Annotated in this window: 20 protein-coding genes and 1 riboswitch; of the genes, 13 read left to right on the forward strand and 7 right to left on the reverse strand. The window is 43.3% G+C overall.

The features are described from left to right. The first annotated feature begins 6 nt into the window (after nt 1-6). The 7 genes from J699_RS17305 to J699_RS17275 all read left to right on the forward strand — a co-directional run bounded on the left by J699_RS17305 (nt 7) and on the right by J699_RS17275 (nt 7,498). Complete coding sequence (locus J699_RS17305) at nt 7-2,283, forward strand: molybdopterin-dependent oxidoreductase (RefSeq protein WP_032869055.1); 2,277 nt, start codon at nt 7-9, stop codon at nt 2,281-2,283. A 289-nt stretch (nt 2,284-2,572) separates the two neighbouring features. Continuing rightward, the gene (gene moaA / locus J699_RS17300; RefSeq protein WP_032869057.1) at nt 2,573-3,604 is read left to right on the forward strand and encodes a GTP 3',8-cyclase MoaA; all 1,032 of its coding nucleotides are present in this window, start codon (nt 2,573-2,575) and stop codon (nt 3,602-3,604) included. A 24-nt stretch (nt 3,605-3,628) separates the two neighbouring features. Beyond that, on the forward strand, nt 3,629-3,880 hold the full coding sequence (locus J699_RS17295; protein ID WP_032869058.1) for a MoaD/ThiS family protein: 252 nt from the start codon (nt 3,629-3,631) through the stop codon (nt 3,878-3,880). 2 nt (nt 3,881-3,882) lie between these two features. Next, nucleotides 3,883-4,398 carry a molybdenum cofactor biosynthesis protein MoaE gene (locus J699_RS17290; protein WP_032869059.1) on the forward strand — a complete coding sequence of 172 codons (516 nt, stop codon included), beginning with the start codon at nt 3,883-3,885 and terminating at the stop codon, nt 4,396-4,398. Between the two features lie 17 nt (nt 4,399-4,415). Beyond that, nucleotides 4,416-5,339, forward strand: a complete 924-nt coding sequence (moaCB, locus tag J699_RS17285; RefSeq protein WP_032869060.1) for a bifunctional molybdenum cofactor biosynthesis protein MoaC/MoaB — start codon at nt 4,416-4,418, stop codon at nt 5,337-5,339. After that, nucleotides 5,339-6,568, forward strand: a complete 1,230-nt coding sequence (locus J699_RS17280) for a molybdopterin molybdotransferase MoeA (protein ID WP_032869061.1) — start codon at nt 5,339-5,341, stop codon at nt 6,566-6,568. Before moaCB ends, J699_RS17280 begins: the two co-directional genes overlap by 1 nt. A gap of 447 nt (nt 6,569-7,015) precedes the next feature. Next, a complete protein-coding gene (locus tag J699_RS17275; RefSeq protein ID WP_009515465.1) occupies nt 7,016-7,498 on the forward strand; it encodes a winged helix-turn-helix transcriptional regulator in 483 nt (160 codons plus the stop codon). On the opposite strand, the gene J699_RS17270 is transcribed toward J699_RS17275, so the two are convergent. Next, entirely contained in the window at nt 7,499-8,890 is a 1,392-nt protein-coding gene (locus tag J699_RS17270) for a PLP-dependent aminotransferase family protein (protein ID WP_032869062.1), read from the reverse strand. Between the two features lie 122 nt (nt 8,891-9,012). On the opposite strand from J699_RS17270, the gene J699_RS17265 reads away from it, so the two are divergent. Beyond that, nucleotides 9,013-9,876 carry a DMT family transporter gene (locus tag J699_RS17265; protein WP_032869064.1) on the forward strand — a complete coding sequence of 288 codons (864 nt, stop codon included), beginning with the start codon at nt 9,013-9,015 and terminating at the stop codon, nt 9,874-9,876. A gap of 8 nt (nt 9,877-9,884) precedes the next feature. On the opposite strand, the gene J699_RS17260 is transcribed toward J699_RS17265, so the two are convergent. The 4 genes from J699_RS17260 to tusD are packed head-to-tail and all read right to left on the reverse strand — an operon-like array spanning nt 9,885 to nt 11,294. After that, nucleotides 9,885-10,196 carry a TusE/DsrC/DsvC family sulfur relay protein gene (locus tag J699_RS17260; RefSeq protein WP_005230193.1) on the reverse strand — a complete coding sequence of 104 codons (312 nt, stop codon included), beginning with the start codon at nt 10,194-10,196 and terminating at the stop codon, nt 9,885-9,887. A 39-nt stretch (nt 10,197-10,235) separates the two neighbouring features. Beyond that, a complete protein-coding gene (locus tag J699_RS17255) occupies nt 10,236-10,520 on the reverse strand; it encodes a DsrH/TusB family sulfur metabolism protein (protein ID WP_032869065.1) in 285 nt (94 codons plus the stop codon). Nucleotides 10,521-10,531: 11 nt separating this feature from the next. Then, nucleotides 10,532-10,882 (reverse strand): hypothetical protein, encoded by a 351-nt coding sequence (locus J699_RS0218310; RefSeq protein ID WP_032869066.1) that lies wholly within the window; start codon nt 10,880-10,882, stop codon nt 10,532-10,534. Between the two features lie 43 nt (nt 10,883-10,925). Then, the gene (tusD, locus tag J699_RS17250; RefSeq protein WP_005230196.1) at nt 10,926-11,294 is read right to left on the reverse strand and encodes a sulfurtransferase complex subunit TusD; all 369 of its coding nucleotides are present in this window, start codon (nt 11,292-11,294) and stop codon (nt 10,926-10,928) included. 67 nt (nt 11,295-11,361) lie between these two features. Between tusD and J699_RS17245 the strand changes: the two genes are divergently transcribed. The 4 genes from J699_RS17245 (at nt 11,362) to J699_RS17230 (ending at nt 16,139) form a co-directional block, all read left to right on the forward strand. Continuing rightward, a complete protein-coding gene (locus J699_RS17245; protein WP_032869067.1) occupies nt 11,362-12,369 on the forward strand; it encodes an SDR family NAD(P)-dependent oxidoreductase in 1,008 nt (335 codons plus the stop codon). 114 nt (nt 12,370-12,483) lie between these two features. Next, a complete protein-coding gene (gene fumC / locus J699_RS17240) occupies nt 12,484-13,878 on the forward strand; it encodes a class II fumarate hydratase (RefSeq protein WP_005230200.1) in 1,395 nt (464 codons plus the stop codon). A gap of 118 nt (nt 13,879-13,996) precedes the next feature. Then, entirely contained in the window at nt 13,997-14,488 is a 492-nt protein-coding gene (locus J699_RS17235; protein WP_165569276.1) for a hypothetical protein, read from the forward strand. A gap of 137 nt (nt 14,489-14,625) precedes the next feature. Then, nucleotides 14,626-14,715, forward strand: a riboswitch (glycine riboswitch). A gap of 179 nt (nt 14,716-14,894) precedes the next feature. Beyond that, entirely contained in the window at nt 14,895-16,139 is a 1,245-nt protein-coding gene (locus tag J699_RS17230) for a D-amino acid dehydrogenase (protein ID WP_009515563.1), read from the forward strand. Nucleotides 16,140-16,191: 52 nt separating this feature from the next. On the opposite strand, the gene J699_RS17225 is transcribed toward J699_RS17230, so the two are convergent. Beyond that, nucleotides 16,192-16,839 carry a hypothetical protein gene (locus J699_RS17225; protein ID WP_032869070.1) on the reverse strand — a complete coding sequence of 216 codons (648 nt, stop codon included), beginning with the start codon at nt 16,837-16,839 and terminating at the stop codon, nt 16,192-16,194. 98 nt (nt 16,840-16,937) lie between these two features. Here J699_RS17225 and ispF point away from each other — a divergent pair, with 98 nt between their 5' ends. After that, nucleotides 16,938-17,429 carry a 2-C-methyl-D-erythritol 2,4-cyclodiphosphate synthase gene (gene ispF, locus J699_RS17220; RefSeq protein ID WP_032869071.1) on the forward strand — a complete coding sequence of 164 codons (492 nt, stop codon included), beginning with the start codon at nt 16,938-16,940 and terminating at the stop codon, nt 17,427-17,429. Here ispF and J699_RS17215 read toward each other — a convergent pair. Continuing rightward, nucleotides 17,417-17,941 carry a protein tyrosine phosphatase family protein gene (locus tag J699_RS17215; protein ID WP_032869073.1) on the reverse strand — a complete coding sequence of 175 codons (525 nt, stop codon included), beginning with the start codon at nt 17,939-17,941 and terminating at the stop codon, nt 17,417-17,419. The genes ispF and J699_RS17215 overlap by 13 nt on opposite strands. Nucleotides 17,942-17,958 lie beyond the last annotated feature (17 nt).

Below are 17,958 nucleotides of genomic sequence, written 5' to 3' on the forward strand. Positions count from 1 at the left end.
AAAATAATGACTGGCATGGTACCCAGACAGGATGTCACAGCTTGCATACTATGTTCACGTAACTGTGGACTGAGTGTGGACATTGAAGATAACCAGTTTAAAAAGATCAAAGGTGATGTAAACCATCCTTTTTCAGAAGGTTATATCTGTCAGAAAGCAGCACGATTGCAACATTACCAGCAACATGCAGACCGTTTGACAGCACCATTAAAGCGTCAAGCTGATGGTTCCTTTCAGCAGATCAGTTGGGATCAGGCGATTCAGGAGATTGCCGAACAACTGGTCCAGATTCGGGATACCCATGGTGGAACTGCATTCGCTACTGTCGGTGGCGGTGGGCAGGGCAATCATTTGGGCGCTGCTTATGGTCGGCAACTGTTATATGCTATGAAAAGCTTTTATGCTTATAACTCCTTAGCCCAGGAAAAAACAGGAGATTTCTGGGTCAATGGTCGTTTGTTCGGTAGCCAGGCCTGTCATACCACCGAGGATGTGGAGCATGCCGATTATGTGCTGTTTATTGGGACCAACCCCTTTCAGGCACATGGCATTCCCAATGCCAGAGACACCTTGAAACAGATTAAAAAAGATCCGGATCGCACCATGGTGGTGTTCGATCCGCGTGTCACCGAAACAGCCAAACAGGCGGATATTCATGTACAGCTGAAACCGGGAACGGATGCTTATCTGATGTCTGCCATGATTGCGATCCTGTTGCAGGAAAATCTTTATGACCAGCAGTTTATAGATCAACATACTCATGGTTTTGATGAAGTAAAGCAGGCTTTTGCGGCGATTTCGATAGAACAATATATCCACAAAGCAGACGTTCCGGTTGGGTTGATTTATCAGATCGTACGTGACTTTGCTCAAGCCAAACGTGGTTGTATACGTATTGATTTGGGAATTCAACATACCTTAAATACCACCTTGAATGGCTATTTAGAGAAACTTCTCTATCTCCTGACAGGACATTTTGGACAGCAGGGAAGCAATAATCTGCATAGCATGTTTATTCCGATCCTGAGCCATACCGATGAGCGCAATCCCAAGTATCGGCGTACAGTTCACCATAAAATGTTTCCCATTTCCGGTTTCTTTCCGCCGAATATCTTGCCAGATGAGATTCTAAAGGCAGGAGAAAAACGGATTCGTGCCGTATTTGTGGATAGTTGTAACCCTTTACTGACTTATCCTGATACGAACGCTTATGAGCAAGCCTTCCGGTCACTGGAGCTTCTGGTCGTGGTGGACGTTGCGATGACAGAAACTGCACGTCTGGCCGATTATATTTTGCCGGCGCATAGTCAGTTCGAAAAATGGGAATTTACCGGATTCAATTTGGAATTTCCTAAAAATGGCTTTCATTTACGCCATCCACTTTTTAAAGCCCAAGGGGATACTTTGCCTGAGGCCGAAATTTATACCCGATTACTCGAAGCCATGCAGGTGATCCCACGACAGTTTCCCATCCTGAGCAGAATTGCGCAAAAAGGCAGTGCAAAAACGGCTTATCTTGCCTATTTCGGAGCGATGGGGGCCAGTTTTGTTCAAAATAAGCAACTGATTCCTTATGCTGCCTCTATCGTTTATCGAACTCTAGGTAAAACATTGCCGGATGATGCCGCCTCGACCGCTTTATTGTTGCCCTTATGCATGCAATATGCGGCACAGCATTTTAAAGCGGTGAAGCGGGCGGGCTATGCAGGCAATCGTCTTAATCTTGGGGTCAAGCTGTTTCAGGCCATTTTGCAACAGCGTTCAGGCGTGGTGCTGTCGCAGCATGATTATGCCGATGTCTGGGAGCTGATCGCCTATAAAGATAAAAAGATCCGTTTAGCAATTCCGGAAATGTTTATCGAGCTGGCGCAGTTACAGCATCAGAAATTTGCAGCCACGGCAGAATATCCTTTTATCTTGCTGGCTGGTGAGCGACGTAGCTACAATGCCAACCAGATCTATAGAGATCCCGCCTGGCGTAAAATCGATGCAGAAGGACGTTTAAGAATCAATCCTGAAGATGCCGTGGCGTTAGGCGTTGAAACAGGGCAAATGCTGCAATGTATTTCTGAGCATGGCCAGATTCAGGTAATGGTGGAACTGGATGAAGGGATGCGCAAAGGCGTGGTGTCATTACCGCACGGTTATGGTTTAAGTTATGCTGGCGCTGCTCCGGTTGGACCACAATTGAACCGTCTGACCTCGACACGGCATTGTGACCCGTTGTCCAAGACGCCCTACCATAAATATGTACCTGTACGTTTGCAGCCAGTAATGGTTTAGACGATCAGGGTATTGATTTTATTATAATGATGCACCAAATTTAATCACTGCTGAGCAAATTGCTTGAAAATAGTGCATGCAATTTTGAACAAAAATATGCAAGACATCAGATATTTTTATGCGTAAATTGAATGTGTTGCTGATTTGTATGAATCAGCAGCAGCAAGCTTGAACACAGGATGTGATTGGAATAATTATTGCTGTAATAAAAAATACTTTGATTCAATACATCAACAAACCTGCACAGAACTTGTGCTGGGCCAGTTAAAAGATCTACAAATGAGTGCGTATGATGAAGCATGAAAAACTTGAAACGACTTTACCGGTTCTTCAGGACCAGTATGGTCGTATTAAGCGTAAGTTACGGATTTCCGTGACGGATCGCTGCAATTTCAAGTGCATTTATTGTATGCCTGAGCATCCTGAATGGATGAAAAAACAGGATTTGCTTAGTTTCGAAGCCTTATTTGCCTTTTGCCAATATATGGTCGGGCAAGGGATCGAGAATATTCGTATCACGGGTGGCGAGCCGTTAATGCGTCAGGGCATGGTGCATTTTATTGCTGATTTACAACGGCTAAGAGCGTTCGGCTTAAAACGGATTTCAATCACCACCAATGCCCATTATCTGGCGAAGTATGCACAAGCTTTAAAACAGGCGGGTTTAGACGATCTTAATATCAGTCTGGATAGCCTTAATCCGGCCCAGTTCAAGCAACTGACCAAAAAGGAACTTGCACCCGTACTCCATGGTATAGAGGCCGCAAGAAAGGCTGGGCTGCCATTTAAACTCAATTGTGTGTTAATGAAAGGTCAAAATGATGACCAGATTTTGCCGATGGTACAGTGGGCAAAACAACAGAACATTCCATTGCGCTTTATCGAGTTTATGCCTCTGGATGGTGATCGGCACTGGACGAATGATACGGTGGTCACTGAAGCGGAAATTTTAGCGCAACTCCAGCCACATTATGAGGTTCAGCTTTTACCACAGCAGCATGAGCCTGCGCGGATCTATCAACTCGATGGCGATTATCCACTTGGCATTATTTCGACCATTAGCCATTCATTTTGTGGCGATTGCGATCGAATCCGTTTAACGGCTCAAGGTGAACTGTATAATTGCCTATTTGCTCAACAGGGCTTAAATATCAAGCCTTATTTACAGGATATACTTCAACAGAATAATGAATTAAAGCAGCTTGCATTACTGCAACTCGAACAACAGCTTAAACCTTATATCTGGCATAAAGCCCAAGGTTATCATGCCATACAACAGCAACACACCCGTAAAATCAGTATGCATATGCTGGGTGGTTAAACCCGCATGTGATCTGGAGTAAATATGCAAACCATTGAGATTAAAATTGAAGCTTTTGGCGCAATTGAACGATTGTTACCCAAGGCGCTAGCATTCGAGTTTGCAGAAAATCAAAGTGTCAAAGATGTATTGACCCGAATTGTAAAGCTTTATCCAGCAGCAGATCAGGCGATGGAAAAATGTGCCTGTGCAATAGGAGAAGATATTGTGACGCGTCAAACAGCATTAGATAGATCTTGTACTTTAGTACTGTTGTCGCCAGTAGCAGGAGGCTAAATATGCGTGAATTTGCCCGAGTACAGGATCAGGCGCTAAGCCTTGACAGCTTTGATCCCATTCAATCCTTTCCTGAATGTGGGGGGATTGATATTTTTATCGGCACAGTGCGTAACCATCATGAAGGTAAAGCGGTCAAGGCCTTGAAATATACCTCATATACGCCCGTTGCTGAAAAGATGATTCGTGAAATTGAACAGCAAGTCAAAGACAAATATCAGGTTTCTTATGTGCGGGTGATGCATCGTATCGGTTATCTAGAGGTCAGCGAAACGGCAATTATTGCCATTGCCTATGCCGCCCATCGCCGTGAAGCTTTTCAGGCCTGTGAAGAAGCTGTAGAACGGGTCAAACATGAGGTTCCAATCTGGAAAGAAGAGTTTTTCATGGATGGTACCAGTCACTATGTGGAAGGCTGTTGTATCCGCAAAGATACGGCTGAATCAACGTCTCAGGCTGAGCGGCATCAACATGTTCATCATTCAGAAAATTGCACGCATGCGCATACACACGAATAAAGTCTTAGGAAGTTAATATGAAAAATGTTGGGATGAAACCCGAAAGTTACCGTGTAGCAGAAGCACAAGCAATTTTACATGCACCCGCCCATTGTATTCAGTTACTTCGTGATGGAAATACCGAAAAAGGCGATGCCCTAAAAACCGCGCGTATTGCGGGCATCCTGGCAGCGAAACGTACAGACGAGCTGATTCCGCTGTGTCATCCCTTACCGATTTATCGTGCTGATGTGGAATATGAGCTGCAGGATGATCATGTGGTGATCTTAACCACAGTTGAAACCATCGGACCGACAGGTGTTGAGATGGAAGCTTTGACGGCTGCCAGTCTGGCCGGATTAACCCTGTATGACATGCTGAAACCGCATTGTGAACCTGAAGAGCTGTGTCTGGATCAATGCAAGTTACTGAAGAAAAAAGGCGGTAAATCTCATTTTAAACGCACTTTGCGTCAGCCTGTTTCTGCGGCTGTGATTGTGCTTTCAGATACCGTGGCTGCGGGACGTAAACCGGATACGGCCGGTAAATCTGTGGTCGAGACTTTGACCGAAGCGGGCTTTGATCCGATTCATTATCAAATTCTGCCTGATGAAGCTGACCAGTTAAAAGATCTGGTTCTAGAACTCACTCAATCCTATGCCTGCATCATGACGGTTGGTGGAACGGGGATTGGCAAGCGGGATATTACGGTGGATACGCTTGAGCCATTGCTGGAAAGAAAACTGGATGGCCTGATGGAAGCGGCACGTTCGTTTGGTCAGAAACGCACACCTTATGCGGCGATGTCACGTGGTGTTGCAGGGTTTATTGATCGTTCGTTGGTGGTGACTTTGCCGGGCAGTCGCGGCGGTGCCAGTGAGTCCATGGCAGCGATTTTACCTGCATTGGTACATATTTTTGATGTCTGCCGAGACTTACCACATCCGGGAGGTTATGAATAATGTCTGGATGTGGTGCTGAAAAAGGCTTGATCAGTATTGATGATGCATTCGCACTGATTCAAGCTCAAACCAAAATCTTAGCCACTGAGACCTTGCCTTTGGGCGAGTGTCTCAATCGTTATCTGGCTCAAGTGATCACTTCTCAGGTGAATTTACCGAGCTTCTCACAAAGTGCAGTGGATGGCTATGCAATCCATAGCGTTAGTGAAAACTTGCAAGATGCGACTTTCTCGGTGATTGGCGAAATTAAAGCGGGCAGTGAGTCTGATGTAGAGCTTAGGGATGGACAAGCCGTTCGTATTTTTACTGGCGGGAAAATCCCGGAAGGAACCACTCATGTGGCTCGACAAGAAATTGTACATGTTGAAAGCGAGCACCTGATCAGTTTGACTGAACATATCAAGGCTCAGGCCGATATCCGTTTTACCGGAGAAGAAGTGCAGTGTGGGCAACAACTGGCGGCGCCTGGTCAACGCATTAATATCGGTGCTTTGGCCGCTTTAAGTATGGCAGGCGTGAAAACACTTGAAGTATTTAAACAGCCCAAAGTTGCTGTGGTGATTACCGGTGATGAAGTTGCTGAAACTCCCGATGATCTACAGGCTGGCAAAGTGTTTGATGCCAATGGTCCGTTGTTAAAAGCCTGGTTGCAGGACTATGGGCTAGCGGTAGAAATACGTCATATAGCGGATGAAGCAGAACAGGTGACACAATGCTTTGAACAGCTCAAACCGCATTATGATGTGATTATTACCACAGGCGGTGTTTCTGTAGGGGACTATGATTTCGTCCGTCCTTGTGCCTTTGAAGCAGGCTTTGAACAGGTGTTCTGGAAGGTCAAGCAAAAACCAGGCAAGCCTTTATTTTTTGCTGAATATACGGCTCCCAATCATCACTGCTATATACTCGGTTTGCCCGGTAATCCGGCAGCTGTGTATGTGTGTATGCAAATGTATGGCAAGGTTCTATTCGATGCCTTACAAAATCAGACTCGATCTCTGGAATGGTTTAGCGCAATACTGACCCATGATTTGAAGTCGGATGCACGTGAGCGATTCTTACGCATGCATGCCTATTTTGAACAAGGCCAACTCAAACTAAAAAGTCTTGCCAAGCAGCAATCGCATATGCTGAGTAATCTGATGCAGGCCAACTGTCTGGTACGTATTCCTGCGCATATCCAGCCTGAAGCAGGAATGGAAATGAGCGGAGTATTCATTCGCAATTAAAGGTTCAGCAGAAATGAGTAAAATTTGTGAATATTGTCACTTTTCGCCAAGTGCCAATATTGCATCTGATAGATAAGGTAGTTTAGTGTATATTTTATATTGTTGGGTTAGGGTCTGTTGACATTTCATCCATGCATTGCGTTATCGGCTAAAACGACTTAAACAAGGCATGAAATGCAGACAATGGCGGCCCCCTTGGCAAATTTTATAACGAAGTTTGAGGAAGTTTTAGCCATAACCCTTTGGGACAGGGACATTTTTTGCTGCCACTGCGTTACATTTCGCTCATTTAGAATGACTAAATTTCGCCAAATGTGCCTTGTGCCATCTAAAAAATGTCCTCTGTCGCAAGCATCTGTGAAATCTCCACAGACCCTATAAACATGACGGTTCAAGACATAGATTCCATGTCTGCAAAAACTTTAAAAAAATGATTAGGTGATAATAATGAAATGGGAAGAAATTGGCGATCAGCCATGTTCAGTAGCTCGGACGCTTTCAGTATTAGGTGATCGTTGGACAATGCTCATCTTACGTAATGCATTTATGGGTGTACGCCGTTTTGATGACTTTCAGCGAAGTCTGGGCTTAACCCGTCACGTCCTTTCAGAACGTTTAAAACGTCTGGTCGAGCACGAGATTTTAATCAAGGTGCCGTATGTCGACCGACAGGAACGCTTTGAATACCAACTGACTGAAAAAGGTTTGGATCTGTATCCGATCCTTCTGGCGATGGTGCAATGGGCAGATAAATGGATGGATATGGGACTGGGCAAGCCGCTTGAATTTACGCATAAAAGCTGTGGCAAGAAAATTAGCCCGAAAGTGATCTGTTCAGAATGCGATGAGCCCATCCATGTCAAAGATGTGCGGGTGGCTGCTGGTCCGGGCTATTTTGCTTTTATCGAACAGAAACAAAAAAGTGCATAATTAACCATGCTGATGTGCTATCTGAATCGCATGCGATAGCACCTCGAAAATTTTTGGGTTCTGGCATTGCGCCACATTAAAACGAATAAAATTTTTAAACTTCTGGCTTTGACTAAAGGCATTGCCGGGTGCCAGAATCACGCCTTGTTCCAGACAGTATTGAGCAATTCGTGCTGTATCCAGATGTTCAGCTAATTCACACCATAGAAATAGACCTGCCTGAGGTTTCACCCACGGCTTGATGCCCAGTTTCTCTAACTGTTTGATGGTTGAATCCATGGCTTTTGCCAGATCTATTTTCAATTCATCCAGATATTTACGATAGCTACCATCAGTTAAAGCTGAAAATAAAATTTCTGCGCAAAGGTTATTGCCGCCAAAGCTGGTTGCGATCTTGATGTCCGTTAAATCCTCGATCCACTCCGGTTTGGTTGCGATATAACCTGTGCGGACTGCACCCGACAAAGTTTTAGAAAAACTGCCAATATGAATGACACGAGACAGGCCATCCAGTGCTGCAAGTCGTGGTGCGGTGTGGAGTTCCAGATCTGCAAAAATATCATCTTCAATCACAATCAGGTTGGACTGCTCAACCAGTTTTAATACCTGATAGGCTTTGGATGCGGTGAGTACGGCACCGGTCGGATTATGAATGCCTGAATTGGTAATGTATAAGCGGGGATTATGCTTGTGAATCGCTTCCGAAAATGCCTCAATATCAGGTCCGGTTTGCGTATAAGGCACGCCAATGATCTGAATCTGGTGAACTTTGAGTAAGGCGTGAAAATTAAAATAACAAGGATCATCCACCAGTACCACATCATTGGGTTTCAGGAAATAGCGGCAAATTAAATCAATGGCCTGGGTGCCGGAGTCTGTCAATAGAATCTGATTAGGAGTGGCTTCAATTCCTTTGGTCAAAATTTTACGCGAAAGCAATTCACGTAACGGTGCTAAGCCCAGTGGGGTGGAATAATCAGTCAGAATATGTGAATGGGCTCTGGAGACTTTGCGCATTGCTTTGCGTATATTTTTATGCGGCATCCAGTTATCGGGTAACCAGCCACAGCCTGGTTTGAGTACCCCTTGTTTTGCTTCCAGTGCTTGTCTGGAAATCCAGAGCGGATCAATATTGCGGTCAATTTTAGGGTGAATTTCCGAGATTGATAACGGCGCCAGTGGCCCGGCTACAAAGAAGCCTGAACCTGTTTTTGCTTCGATCAGGCCTTGTGCCGCCAGGCGTTCGTATGCTTCTACAATGGTCGATACAGACAGGTTCAAAACAGCAGCCAATGCACGCACGGAAGGAAGACGCGAGCCAGGCACCAAAGAGCGAGTTTTAATCTGATCATGAATATGTTGTATCACAGAATCAATTTTCGTGCTTTTCATAGGTTTGAGCCTGACTGTGTTGGATTTTATACCAGTACAGTTATTTAAAATTGTACTGTAGTGTGTATGGTGCATTCACCTTAGCACAGTTTAAATTCTGCATATAGATCTGGAGAATTTAAATGAAGTCTTTAAGCAGTGGCTGGATCAATGGCTTTATTGGCGTGGTCATATTTGCAGGTTCTTTACCTGCCACCCGTGTGGCGGTCATGGATTTTAGTCCGACCTTTTTAACTGCGGCAAGGGCTGCGATTGCAGGACTTTTAGGCTTGGCACTGCTTCTATTGTCACGACAAAAATTACCTGAGAAAAAACACTGGCTGCCCTTATTTTATGTCGCCCTTGGCGTGGTGATTGGATTTCCCTTATTTACTGCGCTAGCTCTTCAATATGTCAGTGCTGCCCATACCATTGTATTTGTGGGGTTATTGCCGTTGGCGACTGCGATTTTTGGTGTATTGCGGGGTGGAGAAAGACCCAACCTCGCATTCTGGTTGTTTGCGATATTAGGCGGAGCGCTGGTTTTTGGTTTTATGATGTTTCAGACCGGTGCCTGGTCATTTGGTTATGGTGATGTTTTCATGCTATGTGCCATATTACTCTGTGGTTTTGGCTATGCAGAAGGCGGGCAGCTATCAAAGTATTTAGGGGGCTGGCAAGTGATTTGCTGGGCACTGATCATAACCTTACCGATCATGTTGTTACTTTCCTATCTCTACTTACCAGTCAACTTTGCACAGGTTTCAGTTTCTGCAAAGCTGGGTTTAGCCTATGTCTCGTTATTCAGTATGCTGATCGGTTTCTTTTTCTGGTACAAAGGTCTGGCGCAAGGCGGGATTGCCACTGTAGGGCAATTACAACTCCTGCAACCGATATTTGGCCTAATCATTGCTGCGGTACTACTGCATGAACAGGTCAGCATCGCCATGTTTGCGGTTACGGTTGCTGTAATTATATGTGTAGCCTGTGCCAAGAAATTTGCTTGAAAAGGTGATTATAAACAGTTTGCCGGTTTGGGCACGCCCGCTAAACGGCTTAAATGGCGGGCAACCAGACCGGTATTAAATCGTTGCTGTAACTCGGCATTATTAATCTCGGGACCGACGGTCTTCATTAAAAACTTAATCAATGGGCGGGTCGCTGGTGAATGCCCAAATTGCTGATAAAACTGACGTACGGCATGGAGGACCTCAAAATGCCAGTCGGTCAGTTCCAAATCCAGTGTTTTCGCCAGTTCCTGAGCCACCTCAGGGTTCCAGATGGTGTAATCGACCAGATGACCGTCTTGATCTAACTCTAATTGCATAAATAGCCTAAGTAAATTTTAAATAAATCCGATTAAAAATTATTTTAAGGTAATACAGCGTTTAAATTGCAAAACTAAATCTGCAAATGCTGCGTAATCAATCACTTTAATATGTTCGCGATTCTCAATACTCAACAAGCCCAGCTCATTTTCAAGACAGTAGAGATGAGCATGACTGCTAAAAACTGTCGCTGGAATAGCCAAGCTAGCATCACCCATAATCACGATATGGTCATCAGATTGTGCCATTTGTGCTAACTGCTCCCAGATTTTATCGAGATTGTTATAGGACGATTGGATTAAAAATAAAGCACTATTTTCCATAGTAAAAGTCCTTACCAATACAAGACATGATCAAAAGAATGGATGAATTCAGGGCTCATATTGATAAATTCAATTTCCTGATCGGTGTTTTCTATGATGCTAAGTTTTTGATTTTTATATTCAACCAAAATTGGGGTTAAATCATAGAATTCAAAACTGTCGACCATGTTGGCGGCGATTTTAAAGGCGTGTTTGAGCTGGTCAAATTCTAATTTATTATTCAATAAACTCAATCCGGCGTCTCTTAATAATACTTTGACAGAAATACCAAAGGTTGCTAAAACCATAGTTGCAGACAGACTTTCATTGGTCTGCAAATTCGTTAAATTAGGCTGCGTTAGGATGACAAGTACAGATTTCACACAATTTACCTTTTTAAAGCAACACTCTATTAAAGAACTTAAATTAAAATTGAATTAAACGAGAACAGCTTTGCACTGCATCAGCAAGCTCTCCAAGCCCAACCAGCTCAAAACCTTGTGCCAAGTTGTGATGTTGAAGTGAATGACGCTGTGCATTGCCAGCATCAGTGATACCCCGAGCAAGGGCAGCACTGACACAGACAGGGAGTCGAATGCTCAGTTTTTGCCATTCCTGTTTCAGGTTGCGTTGATCGTCAGGAAACCACTGTAAATCGTTCGCAACGTGAACACCGTCTTGGTAAAAGAAAACACGAAAATCTTCATGCTTATTTTGTAATGCTTGGGCTAAACCGAATGCATGCCATGCAATCACAGACGTAGGCGGAGAAGTAATTAACAGTAGTGTACTCATTGAACATTCACTATGGTCATAGTAGGCAAAATGATGATGGACAGATTAAAAAGAAGGTAAGTATACAATGATTTTGGTGACAGGTGGTTTAGGCTTTATCGGTTCACATATTGCCTTGAGTTTATTGGCTCATGGGCAAGAGATTGTCATTGTTGATAACCTGGCTAACTCAACTTTACAAACTCTGGAACGTCTGGAGTATATTTCAGGCATGTATATTCCTTTTGCGAAACTGGATGTACGGAATACGCCTGCATTAAATAAAGTATTTGAACAATATTCAATTGATACCGTCATTCATACGGCAAGTTTTAAGTCTTTGGAAGAATCTACTTTAAAACCACTCGAATATTATAATGATAATGTCAGTAGTATCATGAGCTTATTACGTGCCATGCAACGGATGGGGGTGAGACAGTTAGTCAATATTTCCAGTCTGGCTGTCTATGGTCAGTCTGATCCAGCACTTTCAGAAGAAACAGCGTTTAATCATAACTCTGCCAATCCTTATATACGCTCGCAGCAAATGGTCGAAGATATTATTGCGGACACCTATAAGGTCGATCCTGAATGGAAGATCGTCAATCTACGTTTATCTAATATTGTGGGTGCATTCGAGCACGGCGTTCTGGGGGAGTATGTCACCCAGTTACCTAAAAATATTGTACCTTTGGCGCTACAGGTGGCTGCTTTGCAACGTGATTGTATTGAATTGCAAAATCAGGCTCAAACGCAGGATGGCACCGTTGAACGTAGCTTCTTACATGTTCTGGATGCGTGTGATGCGATTTTAATGACCTTGAATTGGCTAAAAGCTCAGACTGGATGTCTGGAATCATTCAATATTGCGCATACACAACTGACCTCAATTCAACGTTTGCTGGACGAGATTTCCAAGGTCACTCAGGCTGAGGTCCGTGTACAGCCTGCAATCTATCAACATGATGAATTAGCTCAGCTGGGTGCCAATATCGAGAAGGCGCAGCGTATTTTAAACTGGACACCGAAACGGTCTTTGGCACAAATGATTGAAGATGAATGGCGTTTTTATCTAAATACTCTAAAAGGTAATTAAGATAATGATTCTTATTTACATGTTTGACTGGTTTGATTAGGATAAGCTGACCAGCCAAAGCATTACTTTGCTTCAGCCCGTGAAAATTTTAACCAGATAGAGCAGAGGTTGTTTATGCAAATGCGAATTGAACACGACACCATGGGTGAAATCGAGGTTCCGAACGAAGCCTTGTGGGGTGCGCAAACGCAAAGAAGTTTACAGAACTTTAAGATTGGTCAGGAGCGTTTGCCACGTCCGATGATTCGTGCGATGGGCTTAGTCAAAAAAGCGGCCGCGATCACCAATGCTGAATTAAAACAACTTCCTGAAGATTTAAGCCAATATATTGTCGGTGCTGCGGAAGAAGTGATTGCTGGGCAGTGGGATTCACAATTTCCACTGGTAGTCTGGCAAACCGGTTCGGGTACGCAAAGCAATATGAATTGCAATGAAGTGATTGCCAATATTGCCAACCAGAAATTAGGACAGGTATTGGGTGCACAAAAACCTGTTCATCCGAATGATCATGTCAATCGCGCACAATCAACCAATGATTCTTTTCCGACCGCGATTCATGTTGCTGCCAGTCTGCAAATCAATGAACTCCTGATTCCTGCGGTTGAAAAGTTGAAACAGACCTTACAGCGCAAATCAGAAGAATTTGATGATATTGTCAAAATTGGTCGTACGCATTTACAAGATGCAACGCCTTTAACTTTGGGACAAGAGTTTAGCGGCTATGTATCGCAACTGGAACATGGTTTAAAACGCTTGCAACAAGCATTGGCTGGACTGTACGAGTTACCTTTAGGTGGTACCGCAGTCGGAACCGGTTTAAATGCTCATCCTGATTATGCGGTGAAAGCGGCTGAGCAATTGGCTATCTTGACGGGTCTGCCGTTTGTGACCGCGCCAAACAAGTTTGAAGCTTTGGCTGGTCGTGATGCAGCGGTATTTGCATCGGGTGCGTTGAAAACCTTGGCTGCAAGTTTAAATAAGATTGCCAATGATATTCGCTGGTTAGCGAGTGGGCCACGTTGTGGTTTTGGTGAAATCCGTATACCTGAGAACGAACCGGGCTCGAGTATCATGCCGGGTAAAGTTAATCCCACTCAGAGTGAGGCCATGACCATGGTAGTCGCTCAAGTTCTAGGCAATGACACCACCATTAACGTTGCGGGTGCATCTGGGAACTTCGAGCTGAATGTATTTATGCCCGTGATTGCTTATAACTTATTGCAATCGATTCAGTTGCTGGGCGATGCATGTAATAGTTTTAATGATCATTGTGCAGTAGGGATTGAACCGAATCGTGACAAGATTGATCATTTCTTACATAATTCATTGATGTTGGTGACTGCACTCAATCCTGTGATCGGTTATGAAAATTCTGCCAAAGTGGCGAAAACTGCTTACAAGGAAAATAAAACCTTGAAACAGGTCGCTGTGGAGCTGGGTTTGGTTACTGCAGAACAATTTGATGAAGTGGTGAAGCCTGAAAATATGGTTTCTCCAAATAGTAAATAAAAATCTTCAATTACTAAGATAAAAAATCCTTCTGCTTGTGGAAGGATTTTTTATGAGTAGTTTTTATAAAGTGAACTGCGTACAATACAGTTTTGATTTATCTGACTGTTGCTTCATTATGCTCAATATTTATTTAACGGATACTAAAACCAACATCCAGTTTTCTGATTTACCCAATGAAAATCCTGTTAAGTTTCTGTTGAATTTAAAGAAAATTTTTCCAAGTACCGCTGATTTACTATTACCGGTATTGCCAGAAGACAATAATCTGGAAAATGTAACTTGGGAAGCAACCTCAAAAGATTTTGACGTGTTTAAAAAGTTACTGGAAGGTTGGGGTGTGATTGAGCTTCGTCTAAGTGCAATTACCACCTATAAAGATAAGAACTTTGCCAATGAGCTGGTGAAAAAAGCACAAGTTAAGCGGAAGCAGATTGCCCAGACACAACCTCAATTGTCCTTGATTGCACTGGATTATGTGCTAATGCATGAGATTCATGCCTTGATTGATGCTGAACTGGTCATGATTGGTGAAAAATTCTATTTACCTACATTGCGTGAACTTTGGAAAGGTCAATTCTCCGAGCAAATTTTGCAATGTAAATTCTAAGATTTAAAAGCAGACTTCGAGTCTGCTTTTTTATACTCGATGAATAAATGCAGACGCATAAATCTTGATCTACAAACATTTACAAGATTTTAGTGTGCGTATTTTGGAGCGGCATATATATTGCTTATAGGAATATAAATATTATTGCGGGAGAGAAGTTCTTCAATGAACTCGCCGAAGGAGCAACGACCCCGGAAACTCTCAGGCAGAAGGACTGTAATAATAGACATAAAATCTGGAGAGCAGTGCTCAATTTGTAGGAACACAGGACTAATTTCTTCTACGATAAACACTCACCGAAGGGGAAGGCTTCATGATTAATTGGTAATCATCTGCCGAAACTCTCAGGTACCATGACAGATGGGGCTAAGCATTATGAAATGTTATACATTTCAGGGAGTTTGCTATGCCACATGTTGTTGTAATTGGTGCGGGGATTACGGGTGTAACGTCTGCTTATGAATTAATTAAACTGGGCTATGAAGTGACGGTGATCGATCGCCATCTTTTTCCGGCCATGGAAACTTCATTCGCCAATGGTGGACAATTGTCTGCCTGTAATGCAGAAGTCTGGAACCAGAAAGCCACAGTGCTGAAAGGCATTAAATGGATGAGTAAAAAAGATGCACCGTTATTGCTCAACCCATCCTTTAGCGCCCATAAATATCGCTGGTTGATTGAGTTTTTAACCCATATCAAAAATTACAAAGCCAATACCATTGAAACCGTGCGTTTGGCATTGTTGGCCAGACAACGATTATTTGAAGTGGCTGAAAAAGAAAGTCTGTCTTTTGATCTGGAAAAACGTGGCATTTTACATATGTATCACACCAGAGAAGACTATGAGATTGCCAAGAAGGTCAATGATGTGCTGGTTGAGGGCAAATTGGAGCGCAATGCGATTACTCCAGAGGAAATGAAGGCGATTGAACCAACTTTAACGGGTGACTATTTCGGTGGTTATTATACCGCTGGGGATGCAACAGGAGATATTCATAAATATTCCGTAGGGCTGGCAGAACGGACGCAACAATATGGGGCAAAATATTGTTTTGGCCTGGATGTGGTTGATATTCAATTCAATCAAGATAAAGCAATTGTTCACTGCAAGAACAGTTCAGAAAATGTAAATCCAACTGCGGATGGGATTACCGAAATTATTGCAGATGTTGTACTGGTCTGTGGTGGAGTCGGCAGTTATCAATTGGCAGATATGTTAGGCGATAGTGTCAACGTCTATCCGGTAAAGGGTTACTCGATTACAGTGCAGCTTAAAGATGAGCGCAGTGTCAATAATGCACCTTGGGTTAGTTTACTGGATGAGAGTGCAAAAATTGTTACCTCGCGCTTAGGTGCAGATCGCTTACGGGTTGCGGGAACAGCTGAGTTTAACGGTTATAATCGGGATATTCGTGCTGACCGTATTCAACCGCTGATTAACTGGGTCAACCAGAATTTTGATATTTCGACTGAACATGTGGTGCCATGGGCAGGATTACGTCCAATGATGCCGAATATGTTGCCTGTGGTTAAACAAGGCAAACAACCACGCGTATTTTATAATACCGGACATGGGCATTTAGGCTGGACCTTATCGGCCGCAACGGCAGTGCTGATCAGTCAGGAAATTGCGCAAAAATTTCCAAGCTAAAACGAAAAAAGCCTGTGTGATCACATCGGCTTTTTTCTAAACGGTTGATAGCTTAGTCGTAAGGACGGTAAATCCCGGTAAAACGTTCGCATCCTTTTTGCGCAGATTTGATCACCAGTAATGCTTTTTGAAAATCAAACTGATATTGGCACTTTTTTTCATTATCGGTGATCTGGTTGCGTTGTTCTGTTGTGCTATAAGCAAGTAATGATAAGGTTTGAGTTTCTGGTCGGTTATTCGGATTGCGGTAAGCGATGCCTTCAATTTTTAACTTGTCTTTATCCAGTTGATGAATTTGCAGATGAACAGGTTGAGCTGCGATTTTGCCATGTTCATATTTTAAATAATGTTGGGTCAGGGTCTGGTTCATCGAGGTATAAAAATTCAGGTCATCCAGACGCACCTCAAATTGCTGTTCATAGCAGGCTTTGCTTTTGCATTGCTGAATATGGTTGAGCCACTGGGTCTGAGTATCATGTAACAATTGCAAGGGCGCATCCGTCACCAGATACGCCGTTAAGAATTTGCTATTCAGCTTTTGGCGCTGTTCTTTGTATTGCTTGGTGCATATTTTTTGTGCTTGCAAAGCAGTGCTATTGCAGTCAATAGATTTCGCATAGGCAAATGTTGAGCAAAAACAACTCAATGTGATGATATAACCAGATTTCTTTAATTGATTTCTTACAGTGTTAAACAGCATAATCACTTATACTTTCAGTCTAATTTGCTCAACGTACTATAGCGAAATAGAAAGCCTGAATACAAGATTAGTTCGGTATATTGTAAAAGGAAAATCATATGGTTGCTCAAATCCGTATTGGACAAGGGATTGATGTACATGCATTTGAAGACGGTGACTTTGTTACTTTGGCTGGGGTTAAAATTCCGCATACGCATGGTTTAAAAGCGCATTCAGATGGAGATGTGGTATTGCATGCGTTGAGTGATGCTTTACTGGGTGCTTTAGCACTCGGGGATATCGGACAGCATTTTCCAGATACGGATCCAGAATATAAAGGCGCAGACAGTCGTGTGTTATTGAAACATGTATACCAGCTGATTTTAGATCGTGGGTATCATCTCAATAATGCAGATATTACAGTGGCTTGTGAACGTCCAAAGTTAGCAAAACATAATCTGGAAATGCGTCAAAGTATTGCAGATGTATTAAAAGTGGATGTGACTCAAATCAGTATTAAAGCCACAACCACAGAGAAACTTGGGTTTACCGGCCGTCAGGAAGGCATCCTGGCAACGGCAATCGTATTGGTTTCACATCAGGCAAAATGATTACTGTTGATGAGTGACTGTTCTAATTCTTGTGTTGCTTTACGGCCTTGCAGTTGTAAAGTCAGACTATGAATGAGTCCAGTCCAGGTCTCATTCGGCTCCCAGATCTGGTGAAGTAGTTCTTGCGCGCTAGGCAGATCCACATTCATATAAAACTGGCGATATAAATACATCAAGCTACTGACCCGCTTGTTTTTCGCACAATGTAGCCAGACGATCTCGTTTTGAACCAGATGATCAATCAGGTCCAGAATCAGTAAGCATTGTTCAGAGCAGGGCACATCCCAGTCAATCGGGATGTGAATATAGTTCAGGCCTAAATCCAGACAGATTTGATCCTGTTTGGCAAAGTAATTTTCTGATTTGCTGGTTGCAAGGTTAATGACCGTACTGCAACCATATTCCTTGATCTGTTGCAGTTGTTCAGCCGATGGTTGAGCTGAGCTAAACAGATGCTCATGCACCAAAGAGAAACTTGGTATTTGAGATAATGCTTGTTCGAGTGAAGTCATGACGTCCGCTGTGTATT

This window comes from Acinetobacter sp. 1000160 (assembly GCF_000588715.1).
Classification (GTDB): domain Bacteria; phylum Pseudomonadota; class Gammaproteobacteria; order Pseudomonadales; family Moraxellaceae; genus Acinetobacter; species Acinetobacter courvalinii.

Bases quoted from the DNA above. Each gene is read 5' to 3' on its own strand.
- J699_RS17305 (WP_032869055.1), top strand. From the start codon at position 7: ATGACTGGCATGGTACCCAGACAGGATGTCACAGCTTGCATACTATGT.
- moaA (WP_032869057.1), top strand. From the start codon at position 2,573: ATGATGAAGCATGAAAAACTTGAAACGACTTTACCGGTTCTTCAGGAC.
- J699_RS17295 (WP_032869058.1), top strand. From the start codon at position 3,629: ATGCAAACCATTGAGATTAAAATTGAAGCTTTTGGCGCAATTGAACGA.
- J699_RS17290 (WP_032869059.1), top strand. From the start codon at position 3,883: ATGCGTGAATTTGCCCGAGTACAGGATCAGGCGCTAAGCCTTGACAGC.
- moaCB (WP_032869060.1), top strand. From the start codon at position 4,416: ATGAAAAATGTTGGGATGAAACCCGAAAGTTACCGTGTAGCAGAAGCA.
- J699_RS17280 (WP_032869061.1), top strand. From the start codon at position 5,339: ATGTCTGGATGTGGTGCTGAAAAAGGCTTGATCAGTATTGATGATGCA.
- J699_RS17275 (WP_009515465.1), top strand. From the start codon at position 7,016: ATGAAATGGGAAGAAATTGGCGATCAGCCATGTTCAGTAGCTCGGACG.
- J699_RS17270 (WP_032869062.1), bottom strand. From the start codon at position 8,890: ATGAAAAGCACGAAAATTGATTCTGTGATACAACATATTCATGATCAG.
- J699_RS17265 (WP_032869064.1), top strand. From the start codon at position 9,013: ATGAAGTCTTTAAGCAGTGGCTGGATCAATGGCTTTATTGGCGTGGTC.
- J699_RS17260 (WP_005230193.1), bottom strand. From the start codon at position 10,196: ATGCAATTAGAGTTAGATCAAGACGGTCATCTGGTCGATTACACCATC.
- J699_RS17255 (WP_032869065.1), bottom strand. From the start codon at position 10,520: ATGGAAAATAGTGCTTTATTTTTAATCCAATCGTCCTATAACAATCTC.
- tusD (WP_005230196.1), bottom strand. From the start codon at position 11,294: ATGAGTACACTACTGTTAATTACTTCTCCGCCTACGTCTGTGATTGCA.
- J699_RS17245 (WP_032869067.1), top strand. From the start codon at position 11,362: ATGATTTTGGTGACAGGTGGTTTAGGCTTTATCGGTTCACATATTGCC.
- fumC (WP_005230200.1), top strand. From the start codon at position 12,484: ATGCAAATGCGAATTGAACACGACACCATGGGTGAAATCGAGGTTCCG.
- J699_RS17235 (WP_165569276.1), top strand. From the start codon at position 13,997: ATGCTCAATATTTATTTAACGGATACTAAAACCAACATCCAGTTTTCT.
- J699_RS17230 (WP_009515563.1), top strand. From the start codon at position 14,895: ATGCCACATGTTGTTGTAATTGGTGCGGGGATTACGGGTGTAACGTCT.
- J699_RS17225 (WP_032869070.1), bottom strand. From the start codon at position 16,839: ATGCTGTTTAACACTGTAAGAAATCAATTAAAGAAATCTGGTTATATC.
- ispF (WP_032869071.1), top strand. From the start codon at position 16,938: ATGGTTGCTCAAATCCGTATTGGACAAGGGATTGATGTACATGCATTT.
- J699_RS17215 (WP_032869073.1), bottom strand. From the start codon at position 17,941: ATGACTTCACTCGAACAAGCATTATCTCAAATACCAAGTTTCTCTTTG.